Origin of the sequence: Streptomyces sp. C36 (assembly GCF_040932295.1) — a bacterium.
Classification (GTDB): domain Bacteria; phylum Actinomycetota; class Actinomycetes; order Streptomycetales; family Streptomycetaceae; genus Streptomyces; species Streptomyces triculaminicus.
This window is the reverse complement of record NZ_JBFQGI010000002.1, coordinates 131,151-148,279: the sequence shown is the minus strand read 5'-3', so window position 1 is coordinate 148,279 and position 17,129 is coordinate 131,151. Positions and strand designations below refer to the sequence as shown.

Below are 17,129 nucleotides of genomic sequence, written 5' to 3'. Positions count from 1 at the left end.
TTTCGCATGCCGGGCTTCCTGCGGGTTTCGTATGCCCGGACCCGCCGCGGGCCGAAAACGCACTGCGAGCCGAAAACGCGACGGCGCCCCGCACCGCCGGAGCGGTGCGGGGCGCCCAGGGGCCCGCGAGACGCGGACCCCAGTGCCGTACGGGGGTCAGCGCTGCTCGACCGGGACGAAGTCGCGCTCGACGACGCCCGTGTAGATCTGGCGCGGACGGCCGATGCGGGAGCCGGGCTCCTTGATCATCTCGTGCCACTGGGCGATCCAGCCGGGGAGCCGGCCGAGCGCGAAGAGCACGGTGAACATCTCGGTCGGGAAGCCCATGGCCCGGTAGATCAGACCGGTGTAGAAGTCCACGTTGGGGTAGAGGTTGCGCGAGACGAAGTACTCGTCGGAGAGCGCGTGCTCCTCCAGCTTCAGCGCGATGTCCAGCAGCTCGTCGGACTTGCCGAGCGCGGAGAGGACATCGTGCGCCGCCGCCTTGATGATCTTCGCCCGGGGGTCGAAGCTCTTGTAGACGCGGTGGCCGAAGCCCATCAGGCGGACGCCGTCCTCCTTGTTCTTCACCTTGCGGATGAAGGAGTCCACGTCGCCGCCGTTGCGCTGGATGCTCTCGAGCATCTCCAGCACCGACTGGTTGGCGCCACCGTGCAGCGGGCCCCACAGGGCGTTGATGCCGGCCGAGATCGACGCGAACAGGTTGGCCTGCGAGGAGCCCACCAGGCGCACGGTCGAGGTCGAGCAGTTCTGCTCGTGGTCGGCGTGCAGGATCAGCAGCTTGTCCAGGGCGCTGACGACGACCGGGTCCAGCTCGAACTCCGCGGCGGGCACCGAGAAGGTCATGCGCAGGAAGTTCTCGACGTAGCCGAGGTCGTTGCGCGGGTAGACGATCGGGTGACCGATCGACTTCTTGAAGGCGTACGCCGCGATCGTCGGCAGCTTGGCCAGCAGCCGGATCGTGGACAGGTGACGCTGCTTCTCGTCGAACGGGTTGTGGCTGTCCTGGTAGAAGGTCGACAGCGCGCTGACCACGGAGGACAGCATGGCCATCGGGTGGGCGTCACGCGGGAAGCCGTCGAAGAACCGCTTGACGTCCTCGTGCAGCAGGGTGTGCTGGGTGATCTCGCCCTTGAAGGTCGCCAGCTCGTCGACGGTCGGCAGCTCGCCGTTGATCAGCAGGAACGCCGTCTCGAGGAACGAGCTGCGCTCGGCCAGCTGCTCGATCGGGTAACCGCGGTAGCGCAGGATGCCCTGCTCACCGTCGAGGTAGGTGATCGCGGATTTATAGGCGGCGGTGTTGCCATAGCCGGAGTCCAGGGTCACCAGACCGGTCTGGGCACGCAGCTTGCCGATGTCGAAGCCCTTGTCGCCGACAGTGCTGTCGACCACCGGGTAGCTGTACTCGCCGTCCCCGTACCGCACTACTACAGAGTTGTCGCTCACGTCATCCCTCACCGACGTTGTGCCTCTTCTTCGAGGTGCCCTGACTACCCCTACCTTCCCCCATTTGGACGATGTACGTGCACTCGGGGTCGGCCATAGGGCCTAAAGGCGGCACTCAGTGCCGCCCAGCCTGCCCATCCTGCCCCCTTCGCCCGCATTGGTAAACCGCTCAGAGACGAATGCCACCTCCGTCACGTCTTCCGCCGCTCCCCGCGAGCCGGTAATCGAGCCCCGTGAAGCGCCTGCCTGCGGACACCGTGCGCACCGCCTGCCCCAGTGCACGCCGGGAACCCACCAGCACCACGAGTCGCTTGGCCCTGGTGACCGCCGTGTACAGCAGATTGCGCTGCAGCATCATCCAGGCGCCCGTGGTGACAGGGATCACCACGGCCGGGTACTCGCTGCCCTGCGAGCGGTGGATGGTGACCGCGTAGGCGTGCGCGAGCTCGTCGAGCTCGTCGAAGTCGTAGCCGACCTCCTCGTCCTCGTCCGTGCGCACGGTCAGGCGCTGCTCGACGGCGTCCAGCGCGGTCACCACGCCCACCGTGCCGTTGAAGACGCCGTTCTGCCCCTTTTCGTAGTTGTTGCGGATCTGGGTGACCTTGTCGCCCACCCGGAAGACCCGGCCGCCGAAGCGCCGCTCGGGAAGGTCGGGGCGGGCGGGCGTAATGGCCTGCTGAAGCAGTCCGTTGAGCGTCCCGGCGCCGGCTGGGCCGCGGTGCATGGGGGCCAGCACCTGGATGTCGCGGCGCGGGTCGAGGCCGAACCGGGCGGGGACGCGCCGCGCCGCCACGTCCACGGTGAGCCGGCCCGCCTCCTCGGTGTCCTCCTCGACGAAGAAGAAGAAATCCTGCATCCCCTGAGTGATGGGGTGCGTCCCGGAGTTGATGCGGTGTGCATTGGTGACCACCCCGGACTGCTGTGCCTGCCGGAAGATCCGGGTGAGCCGGACCGCCGGGACCGGCCCGCCGTCGGCGAGCAGGTCGCGCAGCACCTCTCCGGCCCCCACCGAAGGCAGCTGGTCCACGTCCCCGACGAGCAACAGGTGCGCGCCCGGCGGGACGGCCTTGACGAGCTTGTTCGCCAGCAACAGGTCCAGCATCGACGCCTCGTCGACCACCACCAGGTCGGCGTCCAGCGGCCGGTCGCGGTCGTAGGCGGCGTCGCCGCCGGGCTTGAGCTCCAGCAGCCGGTGGACGGTGGAGGCCTCGGCGCCCGTGAGCTCGGAGAGCCGCTTGGCCGCCCGCCCGGTGGGCGCGGCCAGCACCACCTTGGCCTTCTTGGCCCGGGCCAGCTCCACCACGGACCGTACGGTGAAGGACTTGCCGCAGCCCGGCCCGCCGGTGAGGACCGCGACCCTGCTGGTGAGCGCGAGTCTGACCGCCTGCTGCTGCTCGGCCGCCAGCTCCGCGCCCGTACGCCCCGCGAGCCAGGTCAGGGCCTTGTCCCAGTCGACGTCCTGAAACGCCGCCAGGCGGTCCTCCTCGGTACGCAGTAGCCGCGTCAGCTGCCCGGCCAGGGAGAGCTCCGCACGATGGAAGGGCACCAGATAGACGGCCGTGACCGGCTCGCCGCCGTCGGGGCCGGGAACGCTCTCGCGCACGACCCCCTCCTCGTCCGCGGCGAGTTCGCCGAGGCAGTCGATGACCAGGCCGGTGTCCACCTGGAGGAGCTTCACGGCGTCCGCGATGAGCTGCTCCTCGGGCAGGAAGCAGTGCCCCTGGTCGGCGGACTGCGACAGGGCGTACTGCAGGCCCGCCTTGACCCGGTCGGGGCTGTCGTGCGGGATGCCGACGGACTGGGCGATCCGGTCTGCGGTGAGGAAACCGATGCCCCAGACGTCGGCGGCGAGGCGGTAGGGCTGGTTGCGGACGACGGAGATCGAGGCGTCGCCGTACTTCTTGTAGATCCGTACGGCGATGGAGGTGGAGACGCCGACGCCCTGCAGGAAGACCATGACCTCCTTGATGGCCTTCTGTTCCTCCCAGGCGGCGCCGATCGAGCGGGTGCGCTTGGGGCCGAGCCCGGGGACCTCGATCAGGCGGGCGGGCTCGCCCTCGATGACGTCGAGGGTGTCCGTGCCGAAGTGGCTGACGATGCGGTCGGCGATGCGCGGGCCGATGCCCTTGATCAGGCCCGAGCCCAGATACCGGCGGATGCCCTGGATCGTGGCGGGCAGGACCGTCGTGTAGTTCTCCACGGTGAACTGCCTGCCGTACTGCGGGTGGGATCCCCAACGCCCCTCCAGGCGCAGCGACTCGCCGGGCTGCGCGCCGAGCAGCGCGCCGACCACCGTGAGGAGGTCGCCGCCGCCGCGCCCGGTGTCGACGCGTGCGACCGTATAGCCGCTCTCCTCGTTGGCGTAGGTGATCCGCTCGAGAACCCCTTCGACCACAGCCAGTTGCACCATGCCCCGACGGTACCGCCGGGGTCCGACAGGCGTTCGGGCCTGTGGATAACCGTGGTTCCGGTTCTGGAGGAGCGGGTCCGGGGCGCGGCCGGAACGATTCGAGGGGCCCGGTCTGCGACCGAGCCCCTCGCGTTCCCCCCGGAACCGGCTTCCCCTGAATCCCCCCGGACCCCTCCCTGGGAAGCCTGATGCTCATAACGACCCGCCAGGGCGCCGAAGGGTTGCAGCGATTCCAAGGCGTTATGATTCCGTTACCTACGGTGCCGAACCCCAGGTCACAGCACATGCGTGCGATACCGGTCCAGCGTCTCCGCGAGCACCTCCGCCCCCTCGCGCGCCCACAGCGACGGACTGAAGATCTCCGCTTCGGCGGCCCCGGCGTACCCCGCCGCCTCCACCCGTTCGCGGAACCACCTCAGGTCCACGCACCCCTCTCCCAGCTGCCCCCGCCCCAGCAACACCCCCTCGGGCAGCGGCGTGATCCAGTCGGCGAGCTGGAAGACCGCGATCCGGCCGCCCTCCCCCGCCCGGACCAGCTGACGGCCCACCGCGTCGTCCCACCACAGGTGATAGGTGTCCACCGCCACGCCCACCTGGCCGGCCGGGAAGCGTTCGGCGAGGTCGAGGGCCTGGCCGAGGGTCGAGACCACGCAACGGTCGGAGGCGAACATCGGGTGCAGCGGCTCGATCGCCAGCCGCACCCCGTACCCGGCCGCGTAGGGCCCCAGCTCGGCCAGGGCGTCGGCCAGCCGCTCGCGCGCCCCGGGCAGGTCCCGGCTGCCGGACGGCAGACCGCCCGCCACCAGCACGAGGGCGGCGGCACCGAGTGCCGCCGCCTCCTCGACGGCGGCGCGGTTCCCGGCGAGCGCGCGCTCCCGCCCGGGGGCGTCGGCGGCGGTGAGGAAGCCTCCCCGGCACAGGCTGCTGACGGTCAGCCCGGCGCCGCGTACGAGCCGGGCGGCGGCCTCGACGCCGTACTCCCGCACCGGCTCCCGCCACAGCCCCACGGCCCGCACCCCGGCGGCGGCGCAGCCCGCCACCAGTTCGGGCAGCGACCACTGCCGGACCGTCCACTGGTTGAGGCTGAACCGCTCGAGCCCGCTCACCGCTCCACCCCGTGGACCGTCAGCCAGCGCGCCATCCGGTCGCGGGCCCGTTCGGGGTCGGGGAACAGGCCGAGGCCGTCGCCCAGTTCGTACGCCCGTGCCAGGTGGGGCACCGTTCGCGCGGCGTGCAGGCCCGCGGGCATCACGAAGTGGTGCTGGTGCCCGGCGAGCCAGGCCAGGAAGACGATGCCCGTCTTGTAGAAGCGCGTCGGGGGTTCGAAGAGGTGCCGGGCCAGCGGCACGGTCGGGTCCAGCACGGCCCGGAAGCCGTGCCGGTCGCCGGAGTCGAGCAGGCGCGCGGCATGGGCCGCCCACGGCCCCAGCGGGTCGAAGACGCCCAGCAGCGCGTCGCTGGATCCGCCGTCGTCGCCCTCGACCAGCTCCGGGTAGTGGAGGTCGTCCCCCGTGAAGCACCGCGTCCCCGCCGGCAGCCGCCGCCGCAGCGCCCGTTCGCGCCCGGCGTCCAGCAGGGAGACCTTCACCCCCGCGACCTTGCCGGGGTGGGCGGTCACGATCCGCAGCAGCGTGTCCGTGGCGGCGTCGAGGTCGGTGGCGCCCCAGTAGCCCTCCAGGAGGGGGTCGAACATGGGGCCGAGCCAGTGGAGGATCACGGGGCGCTCCGTCTGGCGCACCAGCCGCCCGTAGACCCGCTCGTAGTCCTCCGGTCCGCGGGCGACGGCCGCCAGGGCCCGGGAGGCCATGACGACGGCCTGAGCGCCCGCCGACTCCACGAGCTCGAGCTGGCGCTCGTAGGCGGCCGCGACGTCGTCCGGCGAGCCGTAGGGAGGCGTCAGGTGGTCGGTGCCGGCCCCGCAGACGATCCGGCCGCCCACCGCCGCCGCCTCGGCCGCCGAGCGCCGGATCAGTTCGGCGGCCGTGTCCCAGCCCAGGCCCATGCCGCGCTGGGCGGTGTCCATCGCCTCCGCGACACCCAGTCCGTGCGCCCACAGGTGGCGGCGGAAGGCGAGCGTGGCGTCCCAGTCCAGCGAGGCGCGGCCGCCCGGGGCGGTGTCGCCGAAGGGGTCGGCGACGACATGGGCGGCGGCCAGGACCGTACGGAGGCGCGGCGGCGGCCCGGGGGGCACCGGCCGCGCGGCCCGCGGCGTGTAGGGGCGCAGCGCACCGGACGCGTCCGGCAGGCGGATCACGGCGCCGGCTCCGGCACGGGCAGCCGCCGGCCCTCCCGCGAGGACCGGTGGCCCGCCTCGGCGAGGGCCACGCCGCGCGCGCCCGCGAAGAGGTCGTGGTGCCACGGGGTGCCCAGCGCGACGTGCCGCAGGAAGAGCTCCCACTGGGCGCGGAAGGCGTTGTCGCCGTCGCCGGGGGCGTCCGGCACCTCCCGCCACTGCGCGCGGAAGTCCTCGGCGGCCGGCCCGTCGGGATCCCATACGGGCCGGGGGGTGGCCGAGCGGTGCTGGGCCCGGCAGTGGCGCAGCCCCGCCACCGCCGAGCCGTCCGTCCCGTCGACCTGGAGCTCCAGCAGTTCGTCGCGGTGCACCCGCACGGCCCAGGAGGAGTTGAACTGTGCGACCGCGCCGCCCTCCAGTTCGAAGATGGCGTAGGCGGCGTCGTCGGCGGTGGCCTCGTAGGGCCGGCCCCGTTCGTCCCAGCGGCGGCCGATGTGGGTCGTCAGGCGCGCCTGTACGGACCGTACGGGGCCGAACAGCTCACGCAGCAGGTACTCCCAGTGGGGGAACATGTCGGCGGCCATGCCGCCCCCGTCCTGGGCGCGGTAGTTCCACGAGGGCCGCTGAGCGGGCTCCCCGTCGCCCTCGAGGACCCAGTAACCGAACTCCCCGCGCACCGACAGCACGCGGCCGAAGAAGCCCTCGTCGACGAGCCGCTTGAGCTTGCGCGGTCCGGCCAGGAAGAGCTTGTCCTGGACGACGCCGTGCCGGATCCCGGCGGCCCGGGCAAGCCGGGCGAGCTCCAGGGCGTCGGCGTAGCGGCCCGCGACGGGCTTCTCGCAGTACACGTGTTTGCCCGCGGCGATGGCCCGGCGCAGCGCGGCGGGCCGGGCGGAGGTGGCCTGGGCGTCGAAGTAGACCTCGACGTCCGGGTCGGCGAGGACGACGTCGAGGTCGGTGGTCCACCGCTCGATTCCGTGGCGGGTGGCGATCGCCGCCAGCCTGCCGCCGTCGCGGCCGACGAGGACCGGCTCGGGCCGCAGGGTCCTGCCGTCGCCGAGCGGCACGCCGCCCTGCTCGCGGAGGGCGAGGAGGGAGCGTACGAGGTGCTGGCGATGGCCCATCCGGCCGGTCGCGCCGTTCACGGCGATGCGTATGTCCCTGGTCGTCACGCGCGTGTCCCTGGTGGTCACGCGCGGTTTTCCGCTTCCCCGGGCCGTCATGCGCGGTCGCCCTCCCGTCCCCTGGTGTTCCCGACTTCGGCATCAGGGGCATTTCCCGGCGCCGGACGGGGAAACCGATCACCATGAAGCTGGCTTTTTCGACCTTGGGAACGCCCGGACTGCCCGTGCCCGACGTGGTGCGGCTCGCCGGGAAGCACGGCTACGACGGCGTCGAGCTGCGGGCCCATCCGGAGGAGCCCGTGCACCCCGGCATGCCGCCCGCGTCGCGGGCCGCCGCGGCCGAGACGTTCGCCGGGGCGGGCCTGGCGGTCCTGGCGGTGGCCGGGTACGCGCGCGTGGCCGCACCCGGCCCCGACGAGCCGGTGCTGGCGGAGCTGGACGGCCTGGTGCGGCTCGCGGGCGACCTGGGGGCGTCGTACGTCCGGGTGTTCCCCGGCGCCGGCGACCAGCCCGGTGACGAGGCCGACGCGGCGGCCGCGCGCCGGCTCGGGGCGATCGCGCCGCTCGCCGCCGACACAGGCGTGCGCGTCCTGATGGAGACCCATGACTCCCATGGGCGCGCCCAGGACGCCGTGCGCGTCCTGGGGCCCGTGGGGCACGGCAGCATCGGGGCGCTGTGGGACCTGCTGCACACCTGGCTGGGCGGGGAGGAGCCGGCCGTCAGCTTCCCCGCCCTGGCCCCGCACCTGGGCTATGTGCAGGTCAAGGACGTCGGCTCGGCCGAGGACACCACCCCGGTGCAGCTGGGGACGGGCGTCCTGCCGCTGGGCGCCTGCGTGGGGACGCTCAGCCGGGCGGGCTGGGACGGCTGGCTGTGCTGGGAGTACGAGAAGCGCTGGCACCCTCACGTGGCCGACTTCGAGCAGCTGGCGGGTCCGGGAGCGGAGTACCTGCGGGGGCTGGTCGCCGCCGCCCCGCGAGCGAGGTGACGGCGACCCCGCCCACCAGCAGCACCGCCGCGCACCAGCGCAGCGGGCTCACGTTCTCCCCCAGCAGCAGCGCGGCGGAGGTCATGCCGAACACGGGCACCAGCAGCGTGAAGGGGGCGACGGACGAGGCGTCGTAGCCGCGCAGCAGGAAGTTCCAGGCGCCGAAGCCGAGCACGGTGCTGACCCAGGCGACGAACAGCAGGGCGCCCACCCCGGCGAAGTCCAGGGATTTCAGGGCCTCGGCGTCGGCCTCGGGGCCCTCGAAGACGAGGGACAGCAGCAGGAGGGGCAGCACCGGCACGGTGCTGATCCAGACGGTGAAGCGCAGGCCGTCGGAGGGCGCGGCCTTGCGGGTGAGGACGTTGGAGACGCCCCAGAAGGCGGCCGCGATCACGACCAGGGCGAAGCCGAGGACCGGCCCGGAGGCGCTCTCGTCGACGGCCGCGACCACGATGCCCGACAGGGCCACGCCCATGCCCAGCAGCCGGACCCTTCCCGGGCGTTCGCCGAGGGCCGGCATGGCGAAGAGGGCGGTGAAGACCGCCTGGGCCTGCAGGACCAGCGAGGACAGCCCGGCCGGCATCCCGGCCCGCATGCCGACGAACAGCAGCCCGAACTTGCCCACGCCGAGCGCCAGTCCCACCCCGATGATCCACCGCCATTTCACCGGCGGCCGCCCCACGAGGAAGACGGCCGGCAGCGCGGCGGCGAGGAAGCGCAGCCCGCAGAAGAGCAGGGGCGGGAAGTGGTGGAGGCCGACGTCGATGACGACGAAGTTGACGCCCCACAGGGCCGCTACGGCGACGGCCAGGGCTATGTGCGGTGGTCGCATGCGACGAGCATCATCTGTACGCACCATGTAGCACCAGCGCGGGTTTCTTCATGATGGGATTCAGCAACGCTCAAAGATGGGGGTCCGAGGATCATGCTGGATCTGTCCCGGCTGCGTGCCCTGCACGCCGTCTCCGTGCACGGTTCGGTCAGCGCGGCCGCCGTCGCGCTCGGCTACACGCCGTCCGCCGTGTCGCAGTCCATCACCAAGCTGGAGCGGGAGACCCGCACCACCCTGCTCGAGCGCCGCGGGCGCGGCGTGGTGCTGACCGACGCGGCCGTGCGGCTGGCGGAGACCACGCGGGAGTTGCTCGTCATGGTCGAACGCGCGGAGACGGACCTGGAGGAGCGGCGCGGGCTGCCCACGGGCCGGCTGGTGGTCGGGGCGTTCGCGTCGGCCGCGCGCGGGCTGATGCCGGGCGTCCTGGCCGCGCTCGCCCGCGAACACCCCTCCCTGGACACCCGCCTGGCCGAGGTCGACCCGCACGAGTCCGTCGCCCTGGTGGCGCGGGGTGTGCTCGATCTGGCGGTCACCTTCGAATGGGACATCGAGCCGCTGCCCGCGCCGGACGGCCTGGAGCGGGTGCGGATCGGCAACGACGTGTGCGACGTGCTGGTGCCGCGGGGCCATCCGCTGGACGGACCGGGGCCGCTGCGCGAGACGGACCTGGCGCACCAGCGCTGGGTCTGCCAGCCGCCCGGCACGGTCTGCCACGACTGGCTGGTGCGCACCCTGCGCGGCGCCGGCAGCGAGCCCGACCTGGCCTACCAGGTCGCCGAGAACCACACCCAGGTGGCGCTCGTGGCGGCCGGCCTGGGCATCGCCCTCGTGCCGCGCCTGGGCCGCGGGCCGCTCCTCGAGGGCGTACGGGCGGTGCCGCTGGAGCCCACCCCCATCCGGCGGCTGTTCGCCTACTGGCGCGCGGGCGCGGCCCGCCGCCCGGCCATCCACGAGACCGTGCGGCTGCTGCGCGAGCGGTGGCCGGAGCGCAGCTTCTGACCCGCTCCCCGGGTCTTGACCACTCGCTCAAATCCTGGAGGACCCGAACCGTATGATGAGCGCTCTGCGAGGGGACGGCACATGTCGGTGGAGACCAAGGAACGGCTGATCACCGCGGCGGGCACGGTCCTGCGCACCCAGGGATACGGCAAGGCCAGCGCGCGGACGATCGGCAAGGAGGCCGGCGTCAACTCGGCGCTGATCTTCTACCACTTCGGCGGCGTCGACGCCCTGCTGTTCGCCGCCCTGGACCGCTCCTCCGCCGAGCGCCTGGAACAGCACGCCGCCACGGTGGCGGGCGCCCGCACCCTGGAGGAACTCGCCGCGGCCGCCACGCGCGTGTACCGCGACGACCTCGAGGGCGGTCACATCACGCTGCTGTCCGAGCTGGTCGCCGCCGCCGTCGCCAAGCCGGAGCTGCGCGAGGAGATCCGCGTACGCGTCGACCCGTGGCTGGCGTTCATGGAGGAGACCCTGGAGCGGGTCATCGGGGGCAGCCCGCTCGCCCGGCTGATGCCCCCGAGGGACCTGGCCAACGCGGCGGTCACCTTCTACCTCGGCGTCAACCTCTTCACCGTGCTGGACAGCGACCTCTCCCGCACCGAGTCGGTCTTCGCGATGGTCCGGCGGCTCGCCCCGCGCGCGAAGCTGCTGACCGTACGCCCGGCCGCCCGGTGGCGCCGGGCGCGCGGCTTCGGCAGGGCGCGTCGCGCGGCCGGTTAGACCGGGCGACCGGGCCGGGGCGGCGGAGTGCGCACCCCCGGGCGGAACCGCTCCGGCGCACGGTCCGTCCAAGGGGCGTGCTGCCGCTCCGCGGAGCGGTGTCGGCTCCGCCGCTGGCCGCGTCGCCGACCCACCCCCTCTCCGCCGCCTGCGGACGGCAGCACACCGCCGCCGGTGCACCCCCTCCGACGCACCGGTGGCGGACCGCCCGGCGGGCATGCGAGGGGCTCGCGGTCACCCTCCGCGAAGCCTCCCGCACGCCTGGTGTGCGCCGGTGGCCGTCGGGTAACTCTGGACGCTCGTAGGGTGGGTTGGGGGAGACCATGCGCCATCGCGCGCTGCCGAAGGCGCTGTTCGCGCTCGCCGTGCTGTACGGCTCGTACGCGCTCACCGGCTGTCAGGCCGCCGGGCGCACCGGAGCGGAGACCGTCGCGCAGGGCGGGGGGAGCGTCGCGGACGCGGGTTCGGGGTATGTCGCCACGTTCCTGGGCCGCGGGGCGTGCACGGGCCGTGGGCGGCCCGCCTTCGCCCAGGTCGACTGCGGGAGCGCGCAGGCCGCGGCGAGCGTCCTCGCCCGCTACTACGGCCCGCGGACGGGCGGCCCGCGCTGCCCCGAGAGCACCGACTTCGTCCTGCACATCACGGCCGTCGACGCCGGAACGTCGGAGTCGGACAGCGTTCCCGAGGGCTACGCCTGCATGCGCAACCTGCGCCCGCCGCACCCGGGCGACCCGGGCATGGGCGGCGGCCCGCTGACGGTGCCGGGCGACTGTGTGTACACCGAGCGGCACGGCGTGGTGAAGGAGGCCGCCTGCGACGGCTCCGGCCCGCACACCCCGGAGTTCCGGGTGGACCGCGCGGTGGGCTCCCGCGAGGACTGTCCCCCGGCGACCGACCTGTACGTACAGGTCGGCGGCGGGGCTCCCGTGGGGTGCGCCCGCCGCCTTTCCTGACAGCCTGCCGGGGTGCTACCGGCCGCTAGGGACGCAGCGTGGTGTTGCGCTCCACGTCCTTGCGGTCGAGCTTGGAGTTGAACGGGGCCAGCGGCTTGGCCTTGCGGTCGTCCTTCTGGACGGCGGCCGGTGCGACGCCCGCCCAGCGCAGGACCTCGGCCGTGGCCTTGGTCCGCTCGTCGGCCACCAGGTCGGCGATCTTGGTGCCGTGGTTGCCGCCCGGAGCGAAGAAGCGGTAGTCGTGCCGGGCCTCGGCGTTCTTGCCCAGGCGGAACGGCTCGGCGCTCCACGGGTCGTTCTGCCCGTAGACGAACAGCATCCGCTTGCTGTCCTCGCGCACCCAGCGGTCGACGTCGGCCATCGAGCCGTTGCGGAACTTCATCGGGATGTCACGCGGCACGTAGTTGCGCGGCGCGTAGATGCCGGGGTAGCGAAGCAGCCCCTTGAGGTGCGGCGAGTTGAACGTCGGGGAGCCCAGCTCGGTGCCCGCCTGGTAGTAGTACGGGGTGTACTGCTCCAGGCCCTGGTCGGTGTAGGCCTCGAAGCCGGAGATCTCGTCGATGAACTTGTAGAGATCGTCCGTGGACGCCTTGGTGGCGGGGACGGTCTTGCAGTCGCTCTGCAGGTGGTACTGCCAGAACGCCCACACCAGGTCCAGGACGACGTTCTCGTAGGCCTTGTCGGCGCTGCCGACGACCTTGAACGTCTTGCCGTTGGCGTCGGCCCACTTCTGGTAGCGGCCGACGATCTCGTCGCGGCGCAGCAGCGCCTCGCGCTGCACCGAGTTGAGCTGCTTGCGGCACGCCTGGTCGCCCACGTTCGCGAAGAAGCGGTCGTAGGCCGAGTCCTCGTTGTTGACCACGTCGTTGGGTGCGACGTAGGCGACGGTGCCGTTCATGTCGTTCGGGTAGAAGCGGCGGAAGTACGTCGCCGTCATGCCGCCCTTGCTGCCGCCGGTGGCCAGCCAGTTCTTGTTGTAGACCGGCTTGAGCGCCTGGAAGAGGCGGTGCTGGTCGCTGGCGGCCTGCCAGATGTCCAGCTTCGACCAGTCGGCGGGCTTGGGCCGCGACGGGGTGAAGTAGCGGTACTCCATCGACACCTGGTTGCCGTCGACGATCCGGGTCGGCTCGCTGCGGGACGGGTTGGTGTTGACGTTGTAGCCGGAGGTGAAGAAGACCGTCGGCCGGTCGGTGGCCTTGTGCAGCAGCGTGAAGCGCTGCTCGAAGGTGCCCTTGGCCGGGTTCTTGTGGTCGATCGGCTGCTTGTAGTTCAGCACGAGGTAGCGGTAGCCCTCGTAGGGCTTCTCCTCGACGAAACTCATCCCCGGAATCTTCAGGATGCGTTCCTTTATGTCCGGCGCGGTGTCGGCGGCCGTCGCCGCGCCCGCTGCCGCGCTGCCGGCACCGACCGTCCCTATGGACATCGTCAGTGCCAGCAGTGCTCTGAGAGCCTTGCGCATGCGCCCTCCCCTGGGTTCGCAAAGGTCGCCGCGAACCTACCGGGGGCACCATCCGCCACGCCAGAGTCAGTCGGCGGAGATTTCGATCTTGCTGGGCGCGCTGCCCGGTTCAACCGGTTCGTCCCGCTCCGGGAGGCCCCGGAGAGCGGGCCCGGGGGTGGGCCCGGCCCTCAGGCCGGGACCACCTCGCCGGTGAACGTCCGCCACAGGCGCGCGTACGCGCCGTCCTTGGCCAGCAGTTGCGCGTGCGTGCCGTCCTCGACGACGCGGCCGCCGTCGAGGACCACGACGCGGTCCGCCCGGGCCGCGGTGGTCAGCCGGTGGGCGACCACCAGGGTCGTACGCCGCCCGGCCAGCCGGTCGGTGGCCTCGTTGACCAGCGCCTCGGTCGCCAGGTCCAGCGCGGCCGTGGCCTCGTCCAGCAGCAGGATGTCCGGGTCGACCAGCTCGGCCCGGGCCAGCGCGATCAACTGCCGCTGGCCGGCGGAAAGGTTGCGTCCGCGCTCGGTGACCGCGTGCAGATAGCCGCCGTCCAGCGTGGCGACCATCTCGTGGGCGCCCACCGCGCGCGCGGCCGCCTCGACCTCCGCGTCGCTCGCGTCCGGGCGCCCGTAGGCGATCGCGTCGCGCACGGTGCCGGGGAAGAGGTACGGCTCCTGGGGGACGACGCCGAGCCGGTGCCGGTAGGAGACCGGCTCCAGCTCGCGCAGGTCGCGGCCGTCGACGCGGACCGCGCCGAAGGTCGGGTCGTAGAACCGCGCGACCAGCTTGACCAGCGTGGACTTCCCGGCGCCGGTCTCGCCGACGAACGCCACCGTCTGCCCCGCCGGCACCGTCAGCCTGATGCCGTCCAGCGCGGCCTCCCCGTCCCCGTCGGCGCCGCCGTACGAGAAGCGCACGTCGTCGAAGACGACCTCGCCGCTCAGCTCGCGCACCGCGAACGGCTTCGCGGCCACCGGCGTGGTCGTCGGCTCGCGCAGCAGCTCCTGCACCCGGCCGAGCGAGACCGTCGCCTGCTGGTAGCCGTCGAAGACCTGGGAGAGCTGCTGCACGGGCGCGAAGAACAGGTCGATGTAGAGCAGGTACGCCACCAGCGCGCCCGCCGTCAGCGTGCCGTCGTCGACCCGGCCCGCGCCCACGATCAGCACCGCGGCCGCCGCCACGGACGACAGCAGCTGCACGAAGGGGAAGTACACCGAGATCAGCCACTGGCCGCGCACCCGCGCCTCGCGGTAGGACGCGCTGCGCTCGGCGAAGCGGAGGCCGCCCGACGTCTCCCGGCGGAACGCCTGCACGATGCGCAGCCCGGCCACGCTCTCCTGCAGGTCGGCGTTGACCGAGCCGACGCGCTCGCGGGCCAGTTCGTACGCCTTGACGCTCTGCCGGCGGAAGAAGACCGTCCCGACGACGAGCGGCGGCAGGGTGGCGAAGACGACGAGCGCCAGCTGGACGTCGATGACCAGGAGGGCGACGAGTATGCCGAAGAAGGTGAGGACGGAGACGACGGCGGTGACCAGACCGGTCTGCAGGAACGTCGACATGGCGTCGATGTCCGTCGTCATCCGCGTCATGATCTTGCCGGTGAGCTCGCGCTCGTAGTAGTCCAGGCCGAGCCGCTGCAGCTGGGCGAAGATCTTCAGGCGGAGCGAGTACAGCACGCGCTCACCCGTCCGCCCCGTCATCCGGGTCTCGCCGATCTGCGCCGCCCACTGCACGAGCACCACGAGCAGCGCGAGGGCGGAGGCCGCCCAGACCGCGCCGAGCGCCAGGCGCTGGACGCCCTGGTCGATGCCGTGCCGGATCAGGACGGGCAGCAGCAGGGCCGCCAGGGCGTCGACGGCCACCAGCAGCAGGCTGACCGCCAGGGGCGCCCCGAAGCCGCGCAGCAGCCGGCGCAGGCCGTAGGACTCCTCGGGCCGCGCGGCGAGCTCCTCGTCGATGCCGGGCGTGTCCGTGGCCGGCGGCAGGGCCGCCACCTTGGCCAGCAGCTCGGGCGTGGCGGGCGTCCCGGCCGAGTCGCCGCCCGCGCCCGTCGCGTCGCCGGTGTCCTTGCGCACCCACAGACCCGGGGTGACGCCGTCGACGCCGGCCCGCTCGGCGCCGGCGCCGCGGACCGGGGGCTCGGCGAGGCCCGTGGCCGACGCCTCGCCGCCGAAGGCGCCGGCGAGGATCGCGGCGCCCGCCGGGTCCTTGGTCACCCCCGCGAGCTCCTCGGGGTCGGTCAGGAGCCGCCGGTACACCGCGCAGCGCTCCTCCAGCTCCTCGGCCGTGCCCACGTCGACGAGGCGACCGCCGTCCAGGACGGCGATGCGGTCGGCCAGGGCCAGGGTGGAGGCACGGTGGGCGATCAGCAGGGTCGTACGGCCCGCCATGACGCCGCGCAGCGCCTCGTGGATCTCGTGCTCCACGCGCGCGTCCACCGCGGAGGTGGCGTCGTCCAGGAGCAGCAGCCGGGGGTCGGTGAGGATCGCGCGGGCGAGCGCGATGCGCTGGCGCTGACCGCCGGAGAGGGTCAGGCCCTGCTCGCCCACCGTGGTGTCGTAGCCGTCGGGCAGCGCGGAGACGAATCCGTCCGCCTGCGCCGCGCGCGCGGCGGCCCGGATCTGCTCGTCGGTCGCCTCCGGGCGGCCGTAGGCGATGTTGTCGCGGATGCTGTCGGAGAACAGGAAGCTGTCCTCCGGTACAAGGCCGATCGCGGCGCGCAGTGAGGAGAGGGTCAGCTCGCGCACGTCGTGGCCGCCGACGCGGACGGCGCCGGAGGTGGCGTCGTAGAAGCGCGGCAGCAGCAGGGCCAGCGTCGACTTGCCGCTGCCGGAGGCGCCGACGACGGCCACGGTCTCGCCGGGCTCGACGCGCAGCGAGAGCCCCGAGACGACGGGCCTCTCGGGGTCGTAGCCGAAGGTCACGTCGTCGAACTCGACGGTGGCGGGGGCGTCAGCGGGCAGCTCGTGCGCCCCGGCACGCTCCTGCACCACCGGCTCGGTGTCGATGAGCTCGAGCACGCGCTCGACGCCCGCGCGGGCCTGCTGGCCCACGGTGAGGACCATGGTCAGCATCCGCACCGGCCCCACGAGCTGCGCGAGGTAGGTGGAGAAGGCGACGAAGGTGCCGAGGGTGACCTGTCCGCGCGTGGCCATCCAGCCACCGAGCGCGAGCATGGCCACCTGGCCGAGCGCGGGCACGGCCTGCAGCGCGGGGGTGTAGCGGGAGTTGAGCCGGATCGTGCGCATCCGGCCGGCGAAAAGGCGCCCGCTGACCTCGCGCAGCTTCCCGGCCTCCTGGGCCTCCTGGCCGAAGCCCTTGACGACGCGTACGCCCGTGACGGCGCCGTCCACGACGCCCGCGACGGCCGCCGCCTGTCCCTGGGCGTACCAGGTGGCGGGGAAGACCTTGGTGCGGCTGCGCTGGGCGAGGATCCAGATCGCGGGGGCCACGGCGAGCGCGACCACGGTCAGCAGCGGGGAGAGCACCGCCATCACGATGAGCGAGATGACGAAGAGGAGGATGTTGCCGATCATCATCGGCAGCATGAAGAGCAGGCTCTGGATGAGCTGCAGGTCGCTGGTGGCCCGGCCGACGACCTGGCCGGTGGAGAGCTCGTCCTGCCGCCTGCCGTCGAGGCGGGCGATCGCGGCGTACATCTCGGTCCGCAGGTCGTGCTGGACGTCGAGGGCGAGCCTGCCGCCGTAGTAGCGGCGGACGTAGGTGAGACCGTAGACGACGACCGCGGCCACGATCAGCAGCGTGGCCCAGGGGGCGATCGGGCGATCGCCGGAGCCTATGACGTCGTCGATGATCATCTTGGGTATGAGCGGTACGAGCGCCATGACGGCCATGCCGGCGAGGGAGGAGCCCAGCGCGAGCAGCACCGCCCCGCGGTACCGCCAGCAGTACCCGGCGAGCCGCCTGGCCCACCCCTGACCGGTCGCATCCGTCGCCGCCACCCCAGACCTCCCGCTGT

11 protein-coding genes and 1 pseudogene are annotated in these 17,129 nt (G+C 72.8%); 4 read left to right on the top strand and 8 right to left on the bottom strand.

What is annotated here, in order from left to right; all coding sequences use genetic code 11:
* Nucleotides 1–156 precede the first annotated feature (156 nt).
* The 5 genes from AB4K12_RS06185 to AB4K12_RS06165 form a co-directional block, all read right to left on the bottom strand.
* Nucleotides 157–1,446: a citrate synthase gene (locus AB4K12_RS06185; protein WP_086570638.1), complete on the bottom strand. Its 1,290-nt coding sequence runs from the start codon at nucleotides 1,444–1,446 to the stop codon at nucleotides 157–159.
* A gap of 169 nt (nucleotides 1,447–1,615) precedes the next feature.
* Complete coding sequence (locus tag AB4K12_RS06180; RefSeq protein ID WP_362257926.1) at nucleotides 1,616–3,856, bottom strand: ATP-dependent RecD-like DNA helicase; 2,241 nt, start codon at nucleotides 3,854–3,856, stop codon at nucleotides 1,616–1,618.
* A 275-nt stretch (nucleotides 3,857–4,131) separates the two neighbouring features.
* Nucleotides 4,132–4,962, bottom strand: a complete 831-nt coding sequence (locus AB4K12_RS06175) for a sugar phosphate isomerase/epimerase family protein (RefSeq protein WP_368433258.1) — start codon at nucleotides 4,960–4,962, stop codon at nucleotides 4,132–4,134.
* On the bottom strand, nucleotides 4,959–6,110 hold the full coding sequence (locus AB4K12_RS06170) for a dihydrodipicolinate synthase family protein (RefSeq protein ID WP_368433257.1): 1,152 nt from the start codon (nucleotides 6,108–6,110) through the stop codon (nucleotides 4,959–4,961). Before AB4K12_RS06170 ends, AB4K12_RS06175 begins: the two co-directional genes overlap by 4 nt.
* Nucleotides 6,107–7,261: a Gfo/Idh/MocA family protein gene (locus AB4K12_RS06165; RefSeq protein WP_368433256.1), complete on the bottom strand. Its 1,155-nt coding sequence runs from the start codon at nucleotides 7,259–7,261 to the stop codon at nucleotides 6,107–6,109. The genes AB4K12_RS06170 and AB4K12_RS06165 overlap by 4 nt, the downstream gene beginning before the upstream one ends.
* Before the next feature lie 134 nt (nucleotides 7,262–7,395).
* On the opposite strand from AB4K12_RS06165, the gene AB4K12_RS06160 reads away from it, so the two are divergent.
* Nucleotides 7,396–8,202: a sugar phosphate isomerase/epimerase family protein gene (locus AB4K12_RS06160; RefSeq protein WP_368433255.1), complete on the top strand. Its 807-nt coding sequence runs from the start codon at nucleotides 7,396–7,398 to the stop codon at nucleotides 8,200–8,202.
* A 52-nt stretch (nucleotides 8,203–8,254) separates the two neighbouring features.
* On the opposite strand, the pseudogene AB4K12_RS06155 reads toward AB4K12_RS06160, so the two are convergent.
* Nucleotides 8,255–9,034, bottom strand: a pseudogene (locus AB4K12_RS06155) (EamA family transporter); the annotation flags it as partial.
* 93 nt (nucleotides 9,035–9,127) lie between these two features.
* On the opposite strand from AB4K12_RS06155, the gene AB4K12_RS06150 reads away from it, so the two are divergent.
* From AB4K12_RS06150 to AB4K12_RS06140, 3 genes are all read left to right on the top strand, one after another.
* Complete coding sequence (locus tag AB4K12_RS06150) at nucleotides 9,128–10,033, top strand: LysR family transcriptional regulator (RefSeq protein ID WP_368433254.1); 906 nt, start codon at nucleotides 9,128–9,130, stop codon at nucleotides 10,031–10,033.
* Nucleotides 10,034–10,114: 81 nt separating this feature from the next.
* Entirely contained in the window at nucleotides 10,115–10,756 is a 642-nt protein-coding gene (locus AB4K12_RS06145) for a TetR/AcrR family transcriptional regulator (RefSeq protein WP_086567362.1), read from the top strand.
* A 323-nt stretch (nucleotides 10,757–11,079) separates the two neighbouring features.
* On the top strand, nucleotides 11,080–11,709 hold the full coding sequence (locus AB4K12_RS06140) for a hypothetical protein (protein WP_368433253.1): 630 nt from the start codon (nucleotides 11,080–11,082) through the stop codon (nucleotides 11,707–11,709).
* A 25-nt stretch (nucleotides 11,710–11,734) separates the two neighbouring features.
* Here the strand turns inward: AB4K12_RS06140 and AB4K12_RS06135 are convergent, their stop codons facing one another.
* Together AB4K12_RS06135 and AB4K12_RS06130 are read right to left on the bottom strand one after the other, a co-directional pair.
* On the bottom strand, nucleotides 11,735–13,168 hold the full coding sequence (locus AB4K12_RS06135; protein ID WP_368433252.1) for a S28 family serine protease: 1,434 nt from the start codon (nucleotides 13,166–13,168) through the stop codon (nucleotides 11,735–11,737).
* Nucleotides 13,169–13,338: 170 nt separating this feature from the next.
* On the bottom strand, nucleotides 13,339–17,112 hold the full coding sequence (locus tag AB4K12_RS06130) for an ABC transporter ATP-binding protein (protein ID WP_368433251.1): 3,774 nt from the start codon (nucleotides 17,110–17,112) through the stop codon (nucleotides 13,339–13,341).
* Between the last annotated feature and the right edge of the window lie 17 nt (nucleotides 17,113–17,129).

What these genes read in the sequence shown, in the direction of transcription:
- AB4K12_RS06180 (WP_362257926.1), bottom strand. Translation starts at nt 3,856, where the DNA reads ATGGTGCAACTGGCTGTGGTCGAAGGGGTTCTCGAGCGGATCACCTAC.
- AB4K12_RS06160 (WP_368433255.1), top strand. Translation starts at nt 7,396, where the DNA reads ATGAAGCTGGCTTTTTCGACCTTGGGAACGCCCGGACTGCCCGTGCCC.
- AB4K12_RS06150 (WP_368433254.1), top strand. Translation starts at nt 9,128, where the DNA reads ATGCTGGATCTGTCCCGGCTGCGTGCCCTGCACGCCGTCTCCGTGCAC.
- AB4K12_RS06145 (WP_086567362.1), top strand. Translation starts at nt 10,115, where the DNA reads ATGTCGGTGGAGACCAAGGAACGGCTGATCACCGCGGCGGGCACGGTC.
- AB4K12_RS06140 (WP_368433253.1), top strand. Translation starts at nt 11,080, where the DNA reads ATGCGCCATCGCGCGCTGCCGAAGGCGCTGTTCGCGCTCGCCGTGCTG.
- AB4K12_RS06135 (WP_368433252.1), bottom strand. Translation starts at nt 13,168, where the DNA reads ATGCGCAAGGCTCTCAGAGCACTGCTGGCACTGACGATGTCCATAGGG.